Genomic DNA, 18,976 nt, shown 5'->3' with positions numbered 1-18,976 from the left:
CTACTGGGCATCAAGAAAACTTTCAATGAGCCCAAGTGGAGCATCTTTCAGCAAAACGACCTTATCTTTATTAAGTAAGTAAAGAGTGGGAATAGCTTTCAAATCATAAGTGCCACGAGTTTTAATCGTGGCATTTTTATCATACCCATTAATCCATTCCGAAGGAAAATCAGACAAATGCCTCTTCCATTCATCCAATTCTTCATCAGGATATACAGATAAAATCTTCAAACGACCATCGGCCAGCAGCGTGTTAATAACTGCCGAACTTTTGATTGCGGCAATGTATTCATCACACGCATGACAGCCGGGGTTGTTGATGAACAACAAAGTGTATTCCGCTTTCACTCCGTAAAGCGAGCCTCGCATCCCCTCCGCCGTGTAATAAGAAAAATCAATGGCTTTGCTGCCCGGTCTGTTTTTACGAGCCAGTTCCAACCTGCCTTGAGGCCGTATCTTATCTGTTTCCGTGAACACTGAAGTTTCACACATCGCTTCTAGTACAGGAATATAAAATTCTTCGTTGCGTGTTGGTGCATTAGGGTCATACAAATACTTATCAGCCAAGTTGGTGAAATGAGTGAATACACCTTTACCATGAGTCGCTACCTTGAGCATTAGTTTTTTCAATGCACTTTGTGCCACAGTCAGCGGCACACGATTGAGCAAATCCAGGTAATCAACCCAAGCCTGCTCTGTTATCTGAGGGCTCTGACTTCGCGACAACGAATCATCAAAAGCATAACGATCCCAAAAATGATTGGCTAAAAATTCGCTACGCTGCTCAGGCGTGGTTAGCATGGCCGGAACGTCAGGTAACGGAAAGCCCTGAGTATGTTGACTCGCTTTATCAGCAACCGGCTTAGCAGGTGCCTGAGGCTGTTTTTCCTTGCATGAACACAGCCACAAAGAAAATAATACCGAAAATAAAATATATCTTTTCATGAGCTAAACTAAAATCGTTCTTAATGAACAGCAAATATACACATTTTTTTTATTTGACCTTTACCGGCAGATGTATGAAGGCACCGAGGGCAAGAATGACCACTGCTACACCCGCCGTCAGTATTCTATTTAGTGAGATATAAAAAAAGCTCTGCTAACTTAGCAGAGCTTAAATGACATTATTCGATAATGTTATCTTTTACTTAAATTTAATGTCGGAAGAATTAGTGGAGCAACTCCTGACAATCCTGTTAATGTAGATATGTATGCTCTAACATAGGGAAAGAGTATAGCAGGAGCATTCTTTTGAAAGAAATCTTGTAATAATTCATTTGACAGACTTTTATCAAATTCAAAAAAACCAACAGCCTTAACCTCTATATTCATAGAAGAATTGTCATTAGTTATTTTGGTAGTAAGAGTATGCTTGTACATACCCTCCTCGATAATTGAGCCAATTGTTTGTTCAAAATTTATTTCCAACTTCGAACTTATTTCCATCCCCTCTGAGATTCGAATGGTTGAATCTATAATCTTATATCCTTTAAAACGAAAATTCGCAATTTGTTCTGCCATAATTCTTAGTATTACGCTGCTAATCTATAAACGAATGAGGTACTAATATACTCATCTTTAGGTACAGTATTTTCAAAAGAATATGTTTCTTTTAAAAATAGATCTAAATCAAAGGTTATATTGCTTTCACAATATTGCGGTTCGCCAATAGCAAAAATAACATCTTTAACAGCTATTAGGTCATCTTCAGAAACAAAAATAACATCATCTTCATTATATTCTTTTTGAAATGAGACACAAAAATCCCGTTCCATCTTGGCATAATCTTCATTGTTATTAAATTCTTCCAAAGGTTTAACCTCCACAATATACGTATGCTCAGTCGAACCAAATCCACATCTAAATTTAAAAACAGGGAACAATTCATTTGCGGAAATAATAAAAGATTTTATTCTATCTATTGCTTTCATCATACTATATTGAATTTATTTTTTGTAGAACATCTTTTGCCATTTTAATGCATTTGTCACTTTGTTCGGGTAGTATTCTAGAATCTTTATAATCAGACAACTCTCTTGCTTCCTTTAATTGTTTAACGCCATTGAGATAGTTTTGTTCATCTCTATATGTACTAAATGTAAGGCGCTTACGAATCTCTTCAATTACGCATCTATGAGAATTTCCATTATACTTAGCACTGCTTAAAGAATCTTGTTCATTAAGAGACAGTCCTTTTTTTATAAGTTTATGCTTCATTAATTGTAAACAAGAATAATATGCAGGGTGGCATACAGAATCATATAAACCTTTTTGATATAGAAAAGTTGCGGCATCAAGGTTCAATTGTGATTTATCATATAATTCGTTCATGCGCGTTTTGCTTACATTAGCTTTTGAAGCAGAATAAATGTATTTTAGGGTGCAAAGATAATGATTATTTCAAGCTGGCAATAACAAACGGCAAACATTTTTTTTATTTGCTTCTTTTAGTGTTTCAATTTAAAGGTGTGTCAGGATGAAGTCATTCAATCTGACACACCTTCTTTCTATATAAATAATTTAGTCGTTTGATTTGGTCTGTTGCACAGTTAATGCGCAATCAATGGCATCTTGCATTAACAGCTCATCCAGTATGGAGTTCAGTTCTTTGTAATATCGTTCTGTTTTATTTTTGGGATTGTTTATCAGGAGCTGATATAGAACTATTAAAATGAAGTATGCTAAAGACACCATGTAAGCAATATAAATTTTATCTTCCCAGTTACTTGCGGCGTTGATTAATGGAGTTATAATTGATAATATAATTGCTATTATAGCAAGCTGTAGTGAAGCATTGATTTTACGTGCGGGCTTTATGTTATCTTTAATAGAATCTTTGAGTGCAAGGTAAAAGTCCTTATTACTTTTTCCTTCTGTGATATATTTCTTTTTTATAAAATATGTCTTTATTGCTTTTTGCTTGTATTCATCCAAATCAAGTATTTTACCTTCTTTGGTTTTTAAATACCACCAATCTGCATGGCCTTTTTTACTTGCGCATGCCAGAAACCCAATGGATAATAATAATAAGATACCTGTTGTACCAAATAGCCACCAGTAATATCCAAACATACAAGGTTCTATTGGCGATATTAGTGTAGCTAATAAGACTATACACCCTATACGAAAAGGGATAGCGAATAGCCAGAACCGCACGTTTGCAACCTTAGTAGCTCCAGTTTCTTTTACCATTTTTGACAGGGTGAGTTTACGTAAGTGCTTGATAGTAGAATCTTTTTTTCTCATTTTTTTGTTTTTTGATGGTTAATAATTAATTGCTATTTTTATTTATATCTAATCTTTGCTTCCTGTTATTATTTGAACTTTAACCCCTTGTTTTTATGAGAATAATTTCGTACTTTTATAGGAGTAAAAACCAATAAAAACAGTATGGAAACAGAAGAACCTTTTCGTATTAAAGCCTATTACAAGGCCGACCTGGCGATGCTTTACAATCCCGACATGCTTTTAGCTTCCTCCATGCGCAAGCTGCGCAACTGGATTCAAAAAAACGAAGACCTTTACCGTCAGATGTATGAAGGCAACGAGGGCAAGAATGACCACTGCTACACCCGCCGTCAGGTGGAATTGATTGTATCCTATTTAGGGGAACCGTAACGGCTCCCCTTTTTTTTATCTATTTCGCATTCTTCTGCATCCACTGCAAGGAAGGCACATAATCCCCCATTCGTGTCATGGAAGGGTTGTGCCCGAAGTACACGTTACCCGTCTCCCCGTTGCGGTGCTTGGCCACGATGGCTACCCCCAGACCGTCCGAGGGGAATCCGCTCTCCTTGTCGGTGTGCAGCCCCGCCAGCGCCGGACGATACAAGAGCAACACCACGTCGGAATCCTGCTCAATGCCCCCGCTCTCGCGCAGGTCGGCCAGCACGGGCCTCTTGTTGGGCCTGTTCTCCGACTCCCTGTTCAGCTGACTGAGCAGAATCACCGGAATGTTCAGCTCCCGTGCCAGCATCTTGGCCTTATGAGCCGCCTGCGCCACCTCCTGCTCTCGGTTGCGGTTCTTCTCGTGCTTCATCTGGCTGAGCTGCAGGTAATCAATAATCACCAGGCTGCACTTACCCTTGCTGTGCAACATGCGCGCTCCGGCACAGATGTAATCCATGCTGATGCTTCCGCTGTCGTCCACCCGTATGGGAACGTTTGACAGCTCACCCGCCGCGGCGGCCGCCAGCACCAGCTCGTTCTCCTTCATCTGCCCGTTTCGCCAGCGCCCGGCATCCACGCCGCTCTGTGCCAGGATCAGCCGGTCGCCCAGCCGCTCACCCGCCATCTCGATGCTGTAAATCACCGTCTGATGCCCCGCCAGCGCCGCCTCTCGTGCCAGATGCAGGGCAAAAGCCGTTTTCCCTACCGAGGGACGAGCCGCTACGGTAATCAGGTCCCCGTTTTGCCAACCCCCGGTGATGCGGTCCAGCTCCGTAAAGCCCGTGGGGATGCCCGTCACTCCGTCCTTGCCCACCTCCCGGCGGATCTCCGCCTGTGCCAGCGTATCCCTCATCAGCTGCTCCATGTCCCTTAAACGGACACACCGGCCAAACTCGTTCTCTATCTCATCCAGCAACCGGTAAGCATCCCCCAGGGTGTCTGCCGGATCGGTGGTGTCATCGGCCGAGAGAGCAAAGAGCTTGTTGAATCCCAGTATCATGCGCCGGCGAATGTACTTTTCGTGCACTACCTGCGCGTGGTATATCAGGTGAGCGGAGCCGGCCACCGTGGCGCTGAGCGAGGTCACGAAATAAGGCCCTCCCAGGTTGTCCAGCTCCCCCCGGCGACGCAGCTCCTCGCATACGGTGAGTATGTCGATCTGTCTGCCTGCTACATACATGGCCTGCATGGCGGCGTAAACCAGTTTGTGTCTGTGGTCGTAAAACATCTCTTCCCGTAACCGGGGACTTACAGCCGCCATGGCGGTGGTTTCTACCAGGCAGGCACCCAGTACGGCCTGCTCTATTTCTATGGCTTGAGGTTGAATCATGGTATTTTTTTTAGTTTTTATGGTCATTCATTTGTTTTTTTAGTCCTCGTCCAGGTACGTTTTGTCTTTGAGATACGTGGCCGCCTGCTTGCAGTAGCGCACGTCCTTGAGGTTGTAATAGTAGTTATCTACATAGTCGTAAGCCTGTTTGCGTTCCTCGGCGCTCATGCGGTTCCACTCGCGCCGGGCCCTGCCCACGTTGACCTTGCGGGTGCCGGTGGTCAGGTGGTAGTGTTCCCAGAAGTCGTCGAACTCCTTCTCAGCGGAGTAAGCTCCTTTTCGGGATTGTTTGATAAAGCCCGTCCACGCCTCATAATGAGGCACGCGCAGGTGGGTGGTGTGACTGTGGGGCAGCAGCTCGATGATGCCCTGCTGCGCCAGCTTGCTCAGGAACCGGCGGGTGCGGCTTCTGTTCCAGCGAAACAGCTCCGCCCAGGTGTTCACGCTTTGCAGGGATTCGCCCCGGGGGCATAGCTGTGATTTGCCCGCCACCACACAGGTGGCATCGCGGTAGTTCACCCGGCAGATGAGCAGCAGGGTGGCCTCGAACTCGCTCAGGGGCTGCGTGCCCTGAGTGAGTGAGTTTTCCAACATCGCCTTGGGCAGCAGTATGTACCCTTTGGCCAACAGATTCTTTAAGAAGTCTTCTTCCATGTTTTTCTGGTTTTTTGTTAAGTATTATACCCGTTTATCCGGGCTGTTAAGGGCGACCCTTCAGGCGACCACCCCCTCTTTTTGCTATCTACTTGTTTTTCAATTCCTTAAGCAACCCGCCGGGTAAAAAAACGACCACCCAACCGGCCACAACATAACTAAATATAAATTTTAAAGATAATAGTTCATTTTTGAAGAATTGCTTCCTCAAACCTTGCATCCGACGCAATCTATTGCGGCAGATTCTTTTACCATTCATGTTTTCGGAAATTGTTTCAAATGAAAATATCGCTAATATTTATGCAGATATTCTATTTTTTCTATCTTTGTTATTCGGTCAAACACGACTCTGCAAATATAGACAAAACAATCAACAAAAAACAAACATTTCAGTGATTTTAATTAAATTATTTTGTGTTAAATGCTAATTTGTAATGATTTTGCCACCCCGATATTAGTTGCTATCATTGTGTAATTAATATTCAATGGCAAATAAAATTACAATGAAAACTTTGACACGTCAAACAAGCAAACGAAACAAACAAATGAGAACACTCACCCCCTTTGTATCCTTATTAACGGGGGAGCTGGAGGTCAGCGGCCGTCACGGCACGGCGCGTGCTTACCGTAGCTCCCTGAATCGTCTGCTGGAGTTTACGGGCAACCGGCAGCTCACCTTTTCCGATCTGACTCCCGGCCTTTTAAAGCGCTACGAGCAAACCCTTTTGGTTCAAGGGTGCAAGCGCAACACTGTTTCCCTTTATATGCGCATGCTACGCTCGGTGTGTAATCAGGCTGTGAGCCGGGGCATCACCCGCATTCCCGCGGGACTGTTCGATGAGGTCTTTACCGGCACGGACAGTTCGGAGAAGCGGGCTGTGAACCCTGCCGTTATCCGCCGGTTAAGAGAACTGGAACTTGCTTCCAGCCCGGTGTTGGAAACCGCCCGTGATCTGTTTTTGCTCTCCTTCTACCTGCGAGGCATCCCCTTTGTGGATCTGATCCGCCTGCGCAAGAGCGACCTGAGCCGGGGCATGCTGCGCTACCGCCGCAGCAAAACCGGCCGCCTGCTGACGGTAGCCGTAGAGCCCTGCGCACAGGAGATTCTGCGCAAGTATGCAGTTAAAAACGGAGTTTATTTGCTTCCTGTTCTTACCAAAGAGGGCAAAGGAGGTTACCGGCAGTACCAGAACGCCCTGCGGCGCTACAACCTGCACCTGCACCGGCTGTCGGCCCTGCTGGGGTTAAAAACCCACCTGACCTCTTACGTGGCGCGTCACTCGTGGGCTACGGCGGCTTACCGGCAGGGCGTACCCGTGGCGGTGATCAGCGAGTCGCTGGGGCACTCCTCGGAGAAGGTGACCTACACCTACCTGGCCTCCTTCGACAACCGCACGCTCAGCCGGGCCAACCGTAAAATCATCGACCTGGTATTACCGGGCAGTAATCCCCAATCGCAAGCGAACAAATTTAAAAAGTCGGCCTGCAATTTTCAAAAGTCGGGCTACGATTAAAAAAAGTCGGCGGACTTTCGGGGCAGAGATGGCGTTCTTTGGAAAGACCGCAAAGGCAGGAATATGAAAACAGCTAAAATTGAATGCAACTAATTGAATATGAAAAGATTAAAGAGTGCTTTCAGGGACTGTTACTTTGAAGGTAACAGTAATCAGTTGACGGCACAAATATTGAAATATTTTAATTATAAACAAAATAAAATCATGAAAAAATCAAATAATCAATTGGTTTTATCTTTTTAATATTCTATTTTAAATGTTTTTTATATGTTAAATATACGCTTTTAGATGTATTCTAATATGCAAAACATCTTTTTTTTGATATATAAACAATTAACGTTTTTGTATCACAGTTTGTTTTGCTTTTTTTTAAAAAGAATAACTTTATGAATATACCAATCGGCACTATTATCTCATAAACGACTATTTCTATTGCTCCCAAATAACCTTATCCGCAAATTAGCAATCTGTATGTAAGTACGGCTACGGGCTTCATTCCTTGATTTATCAACTGATTACTGTTACCTTCAAAGTAACAGTCAGAGAGAACAAATAATGGATAGAATGAACGAAACCTACGATAAAAGGATTATGAAACAAAAGACCCACCGCCTGCTCGAAGCCATTGCCGCCCTTATTATATCGGCTATCATAGCGCTTATTTTTTCTTTTCTGGTGTCTGTACTTTCCAGCTCCCAGGTGTACGCCCAGAGGGTGGCGGGGCGTGAGGGTCTGTACCGCGATTCGGTTTATCGCCGGGTGATCGGTCAGGGAAGCACCAGTTTAAGCTGCTACCTCTCTTATCCCCAGGGCGGTTCTTCTGTTCTGCGGGGTTACGGCCATAACGCCTACGAGCTGGGCAAACTGGGTGAGTTTATCCGTGCCGCCCTTTCGGATACGCTGATTTACGTTCGCAGCGTGCGTGTATGCGGTTACTGCTCGGTGGACGGCAATTATACCTCCAACGAACAGCTGGCACGCAAACGCTCCCTGGGTTTTATGCAGTTTATACTCTCGGAATACCCTTTTCTTCGGCGTTACGGCATTCGTGCCGACTGGGTGGGCGAAGACTGGGACCAGCTTCGCTCGCTGGTGGCCTCCTCCACGCTGAACGAACGGGACGAGATTCTTCAGATCATCGATCGGGTCGATATCTTCTCGGGACGTGAAAAGCTGTTGATGGATTTGAACGGCGGCGCCCCGTACCGGATGATGGAGCAACTCTTTTTCCCGCTTCTGCGGCGGGTGGAGCTGACGGTGGAGTACGATCTTCACCGGATCATTGAAGAGCGTTACCGCCGCAAGCTCAATGACCGGGAGTTTGCCCTGCTGCTGGAGCAGGAGCGTGAGAAAGTGCGCCGGGAAGAGCGCCTGCTCGCTGAGCAGCGTGCCCTGAAAGAGAAGTGGCAGGCAGACAGCCTGGCGGTGGAAGAGACCGCCCGTGCACAGCAAGCGCGTGCTCAGCAAGCGGGTGCACAGGAATCGGCCCGCCGGGCGGATGAAGCTGCCGCCGCTGCCTACCGCCGCAGGCGGGAAGCCGCCCGGGAAGCTTCGGCTGCCCGCACCGAGCATCGCAAGCTCTATCCGTTATGGGGTGTGAAGACCAACCTCTACGCGCTTGCCGGGCTGACTCCGCAGGGAGAACGCACCACCTTCATGCCGAACCTGGAGATTGAATATTTTGCTTTCGGGCGTTGGTCCCTGTCCGCTTCGGCTCTTTATGCCTATTGGGATTTCGCACAGGGTGAGTTCTGGGGCGTTACTTCCTATACCCTGGAGCCTCGCTTCTGGTTCAGCCCCACGGGCCTGTGCCGGGGTCTTTACACGGGTCTGTATGCCCGCACGGGAGATTTTGACATCCGGCGCAGCGTGGTGGAAGGGGTTCCCACCGACAACCGCACGGGCACCTATTACGAGGCGGGGGCCTCACTGGGCTATGTCCTGCCCCTGTCACGCCACTGGTATCTGGAGGCGGGTGTGAGCGGAGGGTACCGCCGTGTGGCAGACAAGGTGTATGATGTGGAGCAGGACAAGCACTACCTGGTGCGTAATCAAAGCCAAAGCCGCCTGCGGCTGACGGATATTCGGTTGAACATAGGCTACCGTCTGGGTAAGAAGACTATTAAATAAAACAGACCATTATGAAGATACGGAAACAAGAATATAAAAAGCGTTTTCTCAGCAGAAACTCATGGTTCAGCTTTGTTTCTACCCTCCTGTTGCCGGCGGCCCTGATTGTGTGTGCGGTCGCCTGCACAGAGGGTACCCTTGATAACCCGCCCACAGAGGGTCGCGTTGTCATTCACGCTTCCTGGAACAGCGCCTCGCCCCCCGCAACGGGTTTGCGTTTCTACTTCTATCCCCTGAGTGGGGGCAGTGCGCTGACGTATGATGCCGCTTCCACAGGTTTTGAAGGTAATCTGCCCGCGGGCAGCTACCGGGTCATCGCCTGCAGCACGGATGCCAGCCGGGCGGTGTATGAAGGCATGGAGAGCTACTCCACGGCTTCGGTAACCGCCGTTACCACCACAGACAGCCGCTCGCTGAGTTACTACGCCCAGCCTTCGGGGGTTTATGCGTTGCACATCAGTGAACTGAGGGTTCCCCTGCAGGATGTGGTGGAAACCTCCTCGGTTCCCGATACGCTCTCGCGCAGGGTGAACCTGAGCTTTCTGCTGCTGGGAGGGGAATCCCTCTCTTCCCTGAGCGGACTCATGCGAGGCATACAACCCACTGTGCTGATTGCCACCAAAACCTATCGGGGTGAAGCGGGTGTCACCTCCTTTACTGCTTCGGTATCGGGCAACCGGGCCACCGCGCGGGTGGGCGTGCTGGGGCTGCTCGATCCGCTGGGAAACCTTCCTTACCGCAACCTGATGGACCTGACACTGACCCTGAAGGACGGCAGCGTACAGACCACAGAGGTTGACCTGACCCGGCTGCTGAGTGAGGTGCTGAAGGCCAACGGCGGTACCATTCCCCTGGAATTGCCCGTTGAGGTGGAGCTGCGGCTGATCGATGCCCAACTGGTGGCCAGCGTGAAACCCTGGCAGAGCGGGTCGGGGGAAGGCGGCGTTAAATAATGAAATCTAAATCAATCAAGGATGTATATATGGAAAAGAAAAGATTTATACAGGTCATGAACCTGTTTTGGATTAGCACTATGTTTCTAAGCGGTTGCACCTCCGGGGAGGATGCCGATGCCTCTTTGCGTATCCGCCTGGGGGCTGCCACACGCCTGCCAAGCCGGGCAGCGATCAATGACCTGGCGGGACTCTCTGCCGTGGGAGGTAACGTGGGTCTCTACGGCATGGTAACCACGCAATCCTCGTCCGCCACACCGCTGGGGGAAGGGTGGTCTCTGGTTCCCCTGATGGACAATGTGCGTACCACCTCCATCGACGGGGCAACAGGCGCCATCGGCTGGGCGGGAAGCTACACCTATCCGGTAGAGGAGGGCAGCTACGTGCGGTTCTGTGCCTACCACCCCTATGCCCCGGTAGGACTCAGCGGCAGCAACTACGTGGTGGCTCCGGCCGCCGGCCGGGCTCCGGAACTTTACTTCACCCTGACCGGGAGCGAGGATGTGATGCATGCCACCCCCGTTACGGGCAGTAAGTCGGTGACTCCGGGCACGCTGGTCTTTAACCACGTGCTGACACAGATCCGTTTCCGCATCGTGGACGAAACGGGTAATTTCTCGGGCGAAACGTTGAATGCCATCACCTTCAACGGGGTGAACACCACCTCTTCCCTGAACCTGGAGAGCGGTACCCTGGGTAGCTGGGGTACCCCTTCGGATGCCATCTCAGCCGGGTTGAGCACCCCTGTGACTATTACGGGCACTCCCGCGGCTGCTCAGGAGGTGGGTTTACCGGTGATGCTGCAACCGGGGCAGGCCTCTTTCAGTGTGAAGGTGGTTACCTCTAAAGGTACGTTCGGTGCGGTCAGCATCCGTCCCACCTCGAGCACCGACGGGGGCAGCACCACCGAAAGCAGCTTTGCCGCCGGGCGCTCTTACCTGGTAACGCTTCTGTTCCGGGGGCTCACACAGCTGGCCGTAACAGCCACCGTGACTCCGTGGATCATGGACGGCACGGGCGAGGGCGTGGTACAATAACACATTACATTCACTATATACCGATGACATGGTTCATGCATCACTCAATGAAATTAGAAATTCAATTAAAAAGCAATTTAAAAAAAACAAAAGTATGAAAAAGATTTATTTACCGCTCCTGGCCACCCTGGCGCTGGCCGGATGCACACAAAGCGAACTGTCCGAGAGTCCTGTTAATGCAGGCGTGGAACTCAAGTTAAAATCAACCGCACTGGCTGTGGATGCAGGCACCCGCGCGCCTTTTGAAGGAACCGCAGGCACCGTGCCGCTACCGCTGGAAGCCAAGGTGCTGGTGAAAAAACAAGCCGATACGTACCTGAGTCTGTATAACACGGCCGATGATAAGATTACCTTCACAGACGGTAACGAAACGGGATTTGCTACTACTAAGTATTATTATCCTGCCGACGGCACGGGGCTTCACCTCTGCGGACTCTATCCGTATGCGGCAACAGGAGCAGCTGCCGGTGAATGGGATTTAACAGGAACACAGGCCGGTTTTACCTTTAACGGCAGCCACGATGTGATGGCGGCTCCTCAGGTAGCTACCACCAAGGCACAGGCTCAGGCATTGACCTATCCCACACTGGCCTTTTCGCACCTGCTGACCAAGCTGGTGATCAAGGTCAAGGCGGAAGATGCGGCAGCCATAGCAGCCTGGGGTAATGTAACCAAGATAGAACTGGTCAAAGCCAAGGGAAGCGCACCCAACTCCAAAGCCACTGTTACACTGGCTACCGGAACGGCTCCCCGTGCTTCGGCGTTTTCCATCTCGCTCAATCCTTTCCCTTTTTATGCGGTAACGGGAGGAACAACCTATACCAATACGGCATTTACCGGACAGACACTGGCTTTGACAACCACCTCCACCGTGACTGCCTACTCCCTGGTGGCTCCGATCCTGGCTGACGGCAACAGTACGGCGGGCAGCGCCGATTTTGAACTCAAGGTGTATACCGACAAGGCACCGGCCGCAGGTATGGATGTGCCGGTGGGATTATTGAACACTTTATCGGCCGCTTACGCAGGTGAAACTCAGGGCAAAGCTTTTGAGGTAACACTCACCTTCAAAGCAACCGAGATAAAAGCCAAAGCAACTGTCAGCCCGTGGGTACTGGACGGAACCTCCAGCCCGGAGATCAAGTAATCTGCTTCATTTGATACATAAACTGATTCAACAATGAAAAATAACTCTTTGTGGTTTGTGTTCCTGCTGCTTGTGTGCTCCTGCACACAGGCAGACCTGGATAACCCTTCGGCGCAAGGCCCCCGGATCCGTTTGTCGGCCGGTATGTCCGTACAGTCCGAAACCCGCGGGGTTATTGATGCCGGCTATACGGCCGACCTGCCGCTGAATTTCCTGCTCTGCGAGCAAAACGCCTCCACGGGCGCCTATCCTCCGTACACCTCTTTTTCGGGGGGCATGCAATTGCCCGCCGTGCGAACGGGGGGTGCGGGTTACACGGGGGTGAGCTTTGAGGCGGGCAGCGAGCAGTACTATCCGGTCAGAGACACCCACAACAAGGTGAGGCTGGTGGGATGGTATCCGCGGGTGAACGGGGGTACGGTCTCCCTCTCCTCGGGGGTACTCTCCTTTGGTATTGACGGCTCCACCGATGTGATGCTCACCCAGGAAGTGGAAGGCTCCAAAGTAGCGGGTGACCAGTTCAGTGATGCCGGCAAGGAGTTTACCTTCAACCACCTGCTCACCCAGCTGCGCGTCAAAGCGTATGCCGCTGATGCGGCGGCCGCCACGGCATGGGGCACCCTCTCATCCGTCCGGGTGAAGAACCGCCTGCCTGTGTGCCGGGTGACCCTGCCTGCCACGGTGAGCTTTGAAGGAACGGCGGCCGATTTGCCGCTGGTAGAACGTACGGTGGCCACCGATGCCGCCATTGCCTATCCGCTGAGCCTGCCCGCGGGCGAAAGCAATGCACTGGAATGCGGGTATGCCATGACCGACCCCGTGGAACTGCCTGCGGTGCTGGAACTGGATGTAACCACCCAGTACGGAGGCACCCGCACGGTGAGGCTGGATGCACAGAATTACCAAAGCGGGAAGGCGTATGCCATTAACCTGAAGTTTACCGCAACCGGTATTACCGCCCGGGCGCAGATCGGTCAGTGGACAGTCATACCCCTGCCCGATATAGAATTGTAGCCCATAAAAAGTGATAGAAACAGACGAAAGTATGAGAAAAGGAATAAAAACATACGCCGCCATACCGGGCAGGCGCTGTGCCTTGGCACTGCCGTTGCTGTTGTTGCTGTTAGGAGGTTGTTCGTACCGGGAACTGCCCGACCTGCCGGGGGATGCGTATGCGGTACATTTCAGCACCCCCGGCATGCTGGGGGCTACCACCTCGCAGGCGGACACCCGGGCCCTTATTCCTGAAAACATGGCGGCGGGAACCACCGTGCGTGTGCTGGCTTACAAACGGCTGGGAGCCGGCCCGGATATCACCGTGGACACCTATGCGGGTGAGAACACCTACGTGGTGGATGCCGCCGGGGAGCTCTCTCCCTGTGTGACCGATGCCGACGGAGTGCTGACGGCCGGTACGCCCGGGGAGCTGTACCTGCGGGAAGATACCTATGATTTTTATGCCGTGACTCCTGCTTTGGCAGTGGACAGAGCCTCGGGCACGGTGGTCAGGGTGCCGCACCGCACGGATTATGCTACCGGCAGAACCGAGGCCGTGGTTGTTCAGAAGCCTGCCACCCTGGGTACCGATAAGCAGGTGGTCACCCTGTCCACACTGGAACGCAGGTGTGCCCGGGTATCTTTTGCCGTGACCCGCAAATTCGGTAACGTGACACGGGTACAGGTGCAACAGGTGCAGCTCACCCGGATGGCGGATGCGCCCCTGCAAGGGGTACCGGCAGGGGATCTGGCACCGGCAGCCAACGGGACAACCCTCACCCTGACAGCCGCAGAGTTTACCCCCGGGGCCAACCCGTGGGAGGCCTCGGCAGGGGTGAACGTGCTGCCCAAAACAGAGGAGGCGTATGCGTTGGAGATGCAGGTTCTTTTCAACGAGGAAACGGATGTGACCGAGCTCACGGCACCGGTTGGTGCCATGATGTTCCAAAAGGGGTATCACTATGCCTTTAACCTGGTACTCAAAGGAAATGCCATCGGATTGATATTGACCATGGCCCCCTGGGGTGAAACTGACTGGAACGATGATGCGGGTCAACACCAACAAACGGAGTTTCTGATTGCCACCTGGGTGATTACGGACTGGAATGATAATGTGGGGGAATGATATGATCCCAAAACGATTAAGGATATGATTATGAAAAAATATGCAATACTAGCCTGGGTGACACTCATTTTACTGGCTTCTTGCCAGCAGCAGGAAGAGCCGGTACAAACAGGCACCCTCACGGGTGAGATGAAAGAGGTCAGCTTCGGTTTTAACACCGCGGCCATGGAGCTGCCCGATGGGAATATAAGTGGAGCGGCTGCTGCCACCACCCGGGCTCTTGCCGGCGTGGAAGCGGTAGAGGTGCACACAGCCACAACAGCAGACCCAAAGGAACAAGGCACCGGTACCCGTGCCGCACTGACCACCACACAGGAACAAACGGTCAATGAGGTGTGCCTGTACCAGTTCAACGGTACGGGGGACGCGGCGCTGCTGGTCTATAAAAGCTATGTAGCCGGCATAAGCGGTAACAGCACGCCTCTTTCTTTATTAATAGGTACCGACCAGACGGTCTATGTGGTGGCCAACGCGGGTGACCGCACGGCTGATTTTACGGTGAACACCACCACGCTGGCAGCCTTCAGGGCATCGGTGCTTACCTTTACCGAAAGCACGCTGGTGGCGGGAAGTGATGTGCCGGCCATCGGTTACTACACCGGTTCAACGGCCGTGGCATCCATCCCCGTAACGCTGACCCGGCTGGCGGCCCGCCTGGATTTGACCTGCAACCTGAGCCTGCCCGCGGGAGACAGCTTTGCCTTTACCTCCATCACCTTGGAAAGCGTGCCCAACGTGACGCAGCTCGCTGCGCCCGCAGGCAATTATCCCCCCAACACGGCGGGGGATGCTTCCAAATATACGGATTACAACCCGGTAACGAGTTATACAGCGGGAACCACCCTGACCTGGTATGTACCCGAAAACCTGAGGGGAACCGTAGGCACTATAACCGGGTCCTGGCAAAAAACAACCGCCAACGCGCCGGCTTACAGTACTTGTCTGGTGGTATCGGGAACCTACACCCCCAACGGAGGAACGGCACAGGAAGTAAGCTATTTTATTTACCCGGGTGTCAACAACACCACCGACTTTAACCTGATGCGCAACCGCAAATACGGTATAACCATTACCTTGAAAGGCATCAATACCAGTGACGGCCGTGTGGTGGTGGGTGGACTGGGTGAAAATTTAAGCGCCTCTGCCACGGCGAATTGCTATATCGTCAAAGAGGGCGGAAAGAGTTATAAGTTCAATGCCACGGTAATGGGTAACGGGGCTACCACACCCGCATCTACCATTGTATCGGCTTCAAACGGTACCCAAGCCGCACCGGCTATTACACCCACTGCATTGGCGCCAACGGCTGCTTTTGTGGTGTGGGAAACAGGCGGTACCAAGGGTGGTGTGATTGAAGACGGAAGCGTAACCCTGGCTAACGGGTATGTTACTTTTAAAACAGCGAACAACAGCACCCCGGGCAATGCCTTGATAGCGGTAACAGACGGAACCAACATCCTTTGGAGCTGGCACATCTGGAAGGTGAATTACGACCCGGCAACCAGCTACGATACCTATTCCAGGTACCCGGCGGGCAGCTCTACTTTCAAAATGATGAAATACAACCTGGGGGCTACCGGAATCAGCAATTGGAGCAGCACAGCCACCAATGCAGGCGATATGGGATTGCTTTACCAATGGGGACGGAAAGACCCGTTTGTGGGGGCTTCCGGTTGGTCGGATACCACACCCGTTACGGTTACGTATGCATCCGGTTATGCGTACGGAACGACGGCTAATGCCACAGCAGGAGCCAATGCCGCGGCATCCATCACCTATTCGGTTAAGAATCCGACTAAATTTATTCTGAATGCCTCAACTACAAATGATTGGTTAAATGCAACGGCTTATACCGCCCAACGGGATAATTTATGGGGTAACCCCAATGCAACGGCTACACAGCCCAACTCCGCAAAGGGAAGCAAATCCATATACGACCCCTGCCCGCCGGGCTGGCGAGTACCCTCGCAAGAGAGTTACCAGATCTTTACCCAGAACGGAGCCAACGGAGGAACCCGAAATGTATCTGCACTGGGCTGGACTTATGGTTGGACGTTCTATACGCAAACCTATCTGTCCGGCACTACCTCTTATTGGCCTGCTTTGGGCTACCGAGATAAATCGACGGGGGCTTTGGCGAGTGTTAGTTCTTACGGTGGCTATTGGTCTTCGTCGTCATACGCCAGTGGCTATATGGATGTCGGTTACCTGTACTTCGTCAGCAGCAGTGTATACCCGCTGAGTTACAACTATCGGGGCTACGCATTCTCTGTGCGGTGCGCGCAAGAATAAACTGGAAGAAAAAGCCCATGATGTGAATCACGGTATTTTGTTTGTTTTGTTTGTATGTTCCCCGCACGAGTGTGTGCGGGGAACTATTTTAAAGCAGAATGGTAACTTTTGATTTTTACTAATGAAAAAATAGCTATGGATAACCTTGTTATAGTTTGGACACTGGGTGCTGCCTGCCAACCCGATAAAACGCATTATCCCTTACTGATAAGCATTTGCTGCGAAGTAGAAGAGCGGAAAATAAGCACTCCTTATCGCCTGACGGAAGAAGAACTGAACCTGGTGATAACCGGGTGTGCAAGTAACGAAGCGCTTCAGGAAGTAGGTCTTTATGTGCAGCAAGAGGAAATGAACTTAAGGTATGTGGCCAGCTTACTAGATACCTGCACAACGGATTATACGGTGCATGATGTGGTGAAGCTGTATGAAATGTACAAAGAAAGTCTTTTGCTGGCACCTGCCACTGCTATGAATGCAAAACCTTTCTGTCCTTGCCGGGAGGTATGTTGCGAGTATGCCGTTCGGCCCGTGACCGGATTGACGGACATGGAGCTAAACCGGTTGATTTATTCCGATTTTCAAAATGATTTATCAATGAATATAGGGAAGTATACATGGCTGTTCTTACACTATGCACCCGGCATCAGCCTGCTCGATGTGATTGATTTAAAGAAGGAGGATGTGCACAAAACAAAAATATGGTATCGCAGCGGCACGCGCAACTCACTGCTTTTTATGAATAAAAATAAAAAGATGGAACGGGTAATCAGTGAACTGGAAGAGTTGCAACACGATGATGTGTTTGTGTTTCCTTTTAACGGAGCTCCAACAATCACCAATGAAGGCATCTGTGAGAAACTAAAATGGTATAACTCGTGCATGAGTAAGGTGGCACAGGTGATGGGTTTTTTATTCTGTTAACCGCAGTGCATAAAAGCACCCGTTGGAGTCACCCAGATAAATCATTCCATTGGCTATACAAGGAGTAGAGAGAATAGATCCCAATGCAAGTATTTGTCTCTCGGATGCAGCTAGGTCATCGCCATATAGTTTGAAATCATCTCTAAAAATTCCATCATCGTTGTACACCCGATGATAATTAGATTTGCTGCCATCCGTCTGAAATACTTCCCGTATAGCGCCCGAAGCAGGATCTATCTGATATAATTTGCCGTTAAAACAACCAAATAGTATCTGATTACGTAACAAAACCGCTTCTGCATATACCCTCATATTTAATGGAAAACTTGTTTTTATTTCTCCGGTTGCAGCCTTCATACACCGAAAACAGTGTGAATCTGACGTTCCGTAGTACAGCAAACCATCAACCAAAAGTGGTGTAGCAATAATCCAGCTATTGGTTTCTTCCTTACTCCAGTTGAGTTCGCCCGATTGCATGTTGAGCGAATACATAAAGTAATCTCTGCACCCAAAGACAACCGATTGATTGTAAGAAGTAGCCCCTTTCTGAATTTCGCCCTTGGGAAAGTATTCGTTCCCTTTTGTTTTAAATTTCCATATCAAACCACCATCTGACAGATTTAACGCATAAAAAAAGCCATCAAAACTACCCACAAAAACCCTATCATGAACAACTAACGGAGTGGCATGCACAATACCTCCTGTTTGAAACTTCCAGCACAAATTACCGGTTTCGGGATTCAACGCATAAATAAAACCGTCACCGCTACCTACAATCACTTTATCATTGGCCAAAACAGGAGAAGACAAATAGTAGTCCCACATATCATGTTTTTTTTCACCAGCAGTATGCATTCTCCAATTCTCGCGGGCTGTATGTTTATTAACGGAATAAATACAACCATCTGTACTATTGAAAATGAGGTTTTCTTTGTAAACAAGCGGTGTTGACTTAACTTCTCCGCCGGTTTTAAATTTCCAGTTAAGTTGTCCCTCTTGCGCATCCAGTGAATACACACAGGAATCATTAGAGCCAATAAAAACGGCATTGCCATCAACAACCGGCGATGAATAAATACCGCTTTGAGTGGTATATTTCCATTGCAAGCTATATTGAGCCGTGCCATTGAGCGAAAAGACGCTCAACAACACGACTACAATAGCATAGAATTTTAATTTAATATCAGCAAACATTACGTTGTTTTAT

Annotated in this window: 18 protein-coding genes; 10 read left to right on the top strand and 8 right to left on the bottom strand. The window is 49.8% G+C overall.

The window, feature by feature from the left end:
• The 5 genes from ACKPCE_RS08985 to ACKPCE_RS08965 all read right to left on the bottom strand — a co-directional run bounded on the left by ACKPCE_RS08985 (window position 1) and on the right by ACKPCE_RS08965 (window position 3,246).
• Entirely contained in the window at window positions 1–945 is a 945-nt protein-coding gene (locus ACKPCE_RS08985) for a DUF5106 domain-containing protein (protein WP_319504909.1), read from the bottom strand.
• A 192-nt stretch (window positions 946–1,137) separates the two neighbouring features.
• Window positions 1,138–1,521 carry a protein-export chaperone SecB gene (locus tag ACKPCE_RS08980; RefSeq protein ID WP_319504908.1) on the bottom strand — a complete coding sequence of 128 codons (384 nt, stop codon included), beginning with the start codon at window positions 1,519–1,521 and terminating at the stop codon, window positions 1,138–1,140.
• Window positions 1,522–1,532: 11 nt separating this feature from the next.
• On the bottom strand, window positions 1,533–1,934 hold the full coding sequence (locus tag ACKPCE_RS08975) for a hypothetical protein (protein WP_319504907.1): 402 nt from the start codon (window positions 1,932–1,934) through the stop codon (window positions 1,533–1,535).
• Window position 1,935: 1 nt separating this feature from the next.
• Window positions 1,936–2,331: a HEPN domain-containing protein gene (locus ACKPCE_RS08970; RefSeq protein ID WP_276994042.1), complete on the bottom strand. Its 396-nt coding sequence runs from the start codon at window positions 2,329–2,331 to the stop codon at window positions 1,936–1,938.
• A 189-nt stretch (window positions 2,332–2,520) separates the two neighbouring features.
• The gene (locus ACKPCE_RS08965) at window positions 2,521–3,246 is read right to left on the bottom strand and encodes a hypothetical protein (protein WP_319504906.1); all 726 of its coding nucleotides are present in this window, start codon (window positions 3,244–3,246) and stop codon (window positions 2,521–2,523) included.
• A gap of 144 nt (window positions 3,247–3,390) precedes the next feature.
• Between ACKPCE_RS08965 and ACKPCE_RS08960 the strand changes: the two genes are divergently transcribed.
• Window positions 3,391–3,618 (top strand): DUF4248 domain-containing protein, encoded by a 228-nt coding sequence (locus ACKPCE_RS08960; protein WP_319504711.1) that lies wholly within the window; start codon window positions 3,391–3,393, stop codon window positions 3,616–3,618.
• 19 nt (window positions 3,619–3,637) lie between these two features.
• On the opposite strand, the gene dnaB is transcribed toward ACKPCE_RS08960, so the two are convergent.
• Together dnaB and ACKPCE_RS08950 are read right to left on the bottom strand one after the other, a co-directional pair.
• Window positions 3,638–4,999: a replicative DNA helicase gene (gene dnaB / locus ACKPCE_RS08955; protein ID WP_319505944.1), complete on the bottom strand. Its 1,362-nt coding sequence runs from the start codon at window positions 4,997–4,999 to the stop codon at window positions 3,638–3,640.
• 39 nt (window positions 5,000–5,038) lie between these two features.
• A complete protein-coding gene (locus ACKPCE_RS08950; protein ID WP_319504712.1) occupies window positions 5,039–5,653 on the bottom strand; it encodes an LvrA C-terminal domain-related protein in 615 nt (204 codons plus the stop codon).
• Between the two features lie 485 nt (window positions 5,654–6,138).
• On the opposite strand from ACKPCE_RS08950, the gene ACKPCE_RS08945 reads away from it, so the two are divergent.
• The 9 genes from ACKPCE_RS08945 to ACKPCE_RS08905 all read left to right on the top strand — a co-directional run bounded on the left by ACKPCE_RS08945 (window position 6,139) and on the right by ACKPCE_RS08905 (window position 17,769).
• Window positions 6,139–7,167, top strand: a complete 1,029-nt coding sequence (locus tag ACKPCE_RS08945; RefSeq protein WP_319504905.1) for a tyrosine-type recombinase/integrase — start codon at window positions 6,139–6,141, stop codon at window positions 7,165–7,167.
• Window positions 7,168–7,731: 564 nt separating this feature from the next.
• Window positions 7,732–9,297, top strand: coding sequence for a DUF3575 domain-containing protein (locus tag ACKPCE_RS08940; RefSeq protein ID WP_319504904.1), 1,566 nt, complete (start codon window positions 7,732–7,734; stop codon window positions 9,295–9,297).
• 11 nt (window positions 9,298–9,308) lie between these two features.
• Window positions 9,309–10,250 (top strand): DUF5119 domain-containing protein, encoded by a 942-nt coding sequence (locus tag ACKPCE_RS08935; RefSeq protein ID WP_319504903.1) that lies wholly within the window; start codon window positions 9,309–9,311, stop codon window positions 10,248–10,250.
• A complete protein-coding gene (locus tag ACKPCE_RS08930) occupies window positions 10,250–11,287 on the top strand; it encodes a fimbrillin family protein (RefSeq protein ID WP_319504902.1) in 1,038 nt (345 codons plus the stop codon). The genes ACKPCE_RS08935 and ACKPCE_RS08930 overlap by 1 nt, the downstream gene beginning before the upstream one ends.
• A gap of 94 nt (window positions 11,288–11,381) precedes the next feature.
• A complete protein-coding gene (locus ACKPCE_RS08925; protein WP_319504901.1) occupies window positions 11,382–12,434 on the top strand; it encodes a fimbrillin family protein in 1,053 nt (350 codons plus the stop codon).
• Window positions 12,435–12,467: 33 nt separating this feature from the next.
• Complete coding sequence (locus tag ACKPCE_RS08920) at window positions 12,468–13,448, top strand: fimbrillin family protein (RefSeq protein WP_319504900.1); 981 nt, start codon at window positions 12,468–12,470, stop codon at window positions 13,446–13,448.
• A 31-nt stretch (window positions 13,449–13,479) separates the two neighbouring features.
• On the top strand, window positions 13,480–14,556 hold the full coding sequence (locus ACKPCE_RS08915) for a fimbrillin family protein (RefSeq protein ID WP_319504899.1): 1,077 nt from the start codon (window positions 13,480–13,482) through the stop codon (window positions 14,554–14,556).
• 30 nt (window positions 14,557–14,586) lie between these two features.
• Window positions 14,587–16,848 (top strand): DUF4906 domain-containing protein, encoded by a 2,262-nt coding sequence (locus tag ACKPCE_RS08910; RefSeq protein ID WP_319504898.1) that lies wholly within the window; start codon window positions 14,587–14,589, stop codon window positions 16,846–16,848.
• Window positions 16,849–16,983: 135 nt separating this feature from the next.
• Complete coding sequence (locus ACKPCE_RS08905; protein ID WP_319504897.1) at window positions 16,984–17,769, top strand: hypothetical protein; 786 nt, start codon at window positions 16,984–16,986, stop codon at window positions 17,767–17,769.
• Here the strand turns inward: ACKPCE_RS08905 and ACKPCE_RS08900 are convergent.
• Complete coding sequence (locus ACKPCE_RS08900; protein ID WP_319504896.1) at window positions 17,758–18,963, bottom strand: BamB-related PQQ repeat family beta-propellar protein; 1,206 nt, start codon at window positions 18,961–18,963, stop codon at window positions 17,758–17,760. The genes ACKPCE_RS08905 and ACKPCE_RS08900 overlap by 12 nt on opposite strands.
• Window positions 18,964–18,976: the final 13 nt, after the last annotated feature.

Origin of the sequence: Bacteroides graminisolvens, from assembly GCF_963666085.1 — a bacterium.
Lineage (GTDB): Bacteria > Bacteroidota > Bacteroidia > Bacteroidales > Bacteroidaceae > Bacteroides > Bacteroides graminisolvens.
This window is presented reverse-complemented; position numbering and strand designations above follow the sequence as displayed.

What these genes read in the sequence shown, in the direction of transcription:
- ACKPCE_RS08985 (WP_319504909.1), bottom strand. Translation starts at nt 945, where the DNA reads ATGAAAAGATATATTTTATTTTCGGTATTATTTTCTTTGTGGCTGTGT.
- ACKPCE_RS08980 (WP_319504908.1), bottom strand. Translation starts at nt 1,521, where the DNA reads ATGGCAGAACAAATTGCGAATTTTCGTTTTAAAGGATATAAGATTATA.
- ACKPCE_RS08975 (WP_319504907.1), bottom strand. Translation starts at nt 1,934, where the DNA reads ATGATGAAAGCAATAGATAGAATAAAATCTTTTATTATTTCCGCAAAT.
- ACKPCE_RS08970 (WP_276994042.1), bottom strand. Translation starts at nt 2,331, where the DNA reads ATGAACGAATTATATGATAAATCACAATTGAACCTTGATGCCGCAACT.
- ACKPCE_RS08965 (WP_319504906.1), bottom strand. Translation starts at nt 3,246, where the DNA reads ATGAGAAAAAAAGATTCTACTATCAAGCACTTACGTAAACTCACCCTG.
- ACKPCE_RS08960 (WP_319504711.1), top strand. Translation starts at nt 3,391, where the DNA reads ATGGAAACAGAAGAACCTTTTCGTATTAAAGCCTATTACAAGGCCGAC.
- dnaB (WP_319505944.1), bottom strand. Translation starts at nt 4,999, where the DNA reads ATGATTCAACCTCAAGCCATAGAAATAGAGCAGGCCGTACTGGGTGCC.
- ACKPCE_RS08950 (WP_319504712.1), bottom strand. Translation starts at nt 5,653, where the DNA reads ATGGAAGAAGACTTCTTAAAGAATCTGTTGGCCAAAGGGTACATACTG.
- ACKPCE_RS08945 (WP_319504905.1), top strand. Translation starts at nt 6,139, where the DNA reads ATGGCAAATAAAATTACAATGAAAACTTTGACACGTCAAACAAGCAAA.
- ACKPCE_RS08940 (WP_319504904.1), top strand. Translation starts at nt 7,732, where the DNA reads ATGAACGAAACCTACGATAAAAGGATTATGAAACAAAAGACCCACCGC.
- ACKPCE_RS08935 (WP_319504903.1), top strand. Translation starts at nt 9,309, where the DNA reads ATGAAGATACGGAAACAAGAATATAAAAAGCGTTTTCTCAGCAGAAAC.
- ACKPCE_RS08930 (WP_319504902.1), top strand. Translation starts at nt 10,250, where the DNA reads ATGAAATCTAAATCAATCAAGGATGTATATATGGAAAAGAAAAGATTT.
- ACKPCE_RS08925 (WP_319504901.1), top strand. Translation starts at nt 11,382, where the DNA reads ATGAAAAAGATTTATTTACCGCTCCTGGCCACCCTGGCGCTGGCCGGA.
- ACKPCE_RS08920 (WP_319504900.1), top strand. Translation starts at nt 12,468, where the DNA reads ATGAAAAATAACTCTTTGTGGTTTGTGTTCCTGCTGCTTGTGTGCTCC.
- ACKPCE_RS08915 (WP_319504899.1), top strand. Translation starts at nt 13,480, where the DNA reads ATGAGAAAAGGAATAAAAACATACGCCGCCATACCGGGCAGGCGCTGT.
- ACKPCE_RS08910 (WP_319504898.1), top strand. Translation starts at nt 14,587, where the DNA reads ATGAAAAAATATGCAATACTAGCCTGGGTGACACTCATTTTACTGGCT.
- ACKPCE_RS08905 (WP_319504897.1), top strand. Translation starts at nt 16,984, where the DNA reads ATGGATAACCTTGTTATAGTTTGGACACTGGGTGCTGCCTGCCAACCC.
- ACKPCE_RS08900 (WP_319504896.1), bottom strand. Translation starts at nt 18,963, where the DNA reads ATGTTTGCTGATATTAAATTAAAATTCTATGCTATTGTAGTCGTGTTG.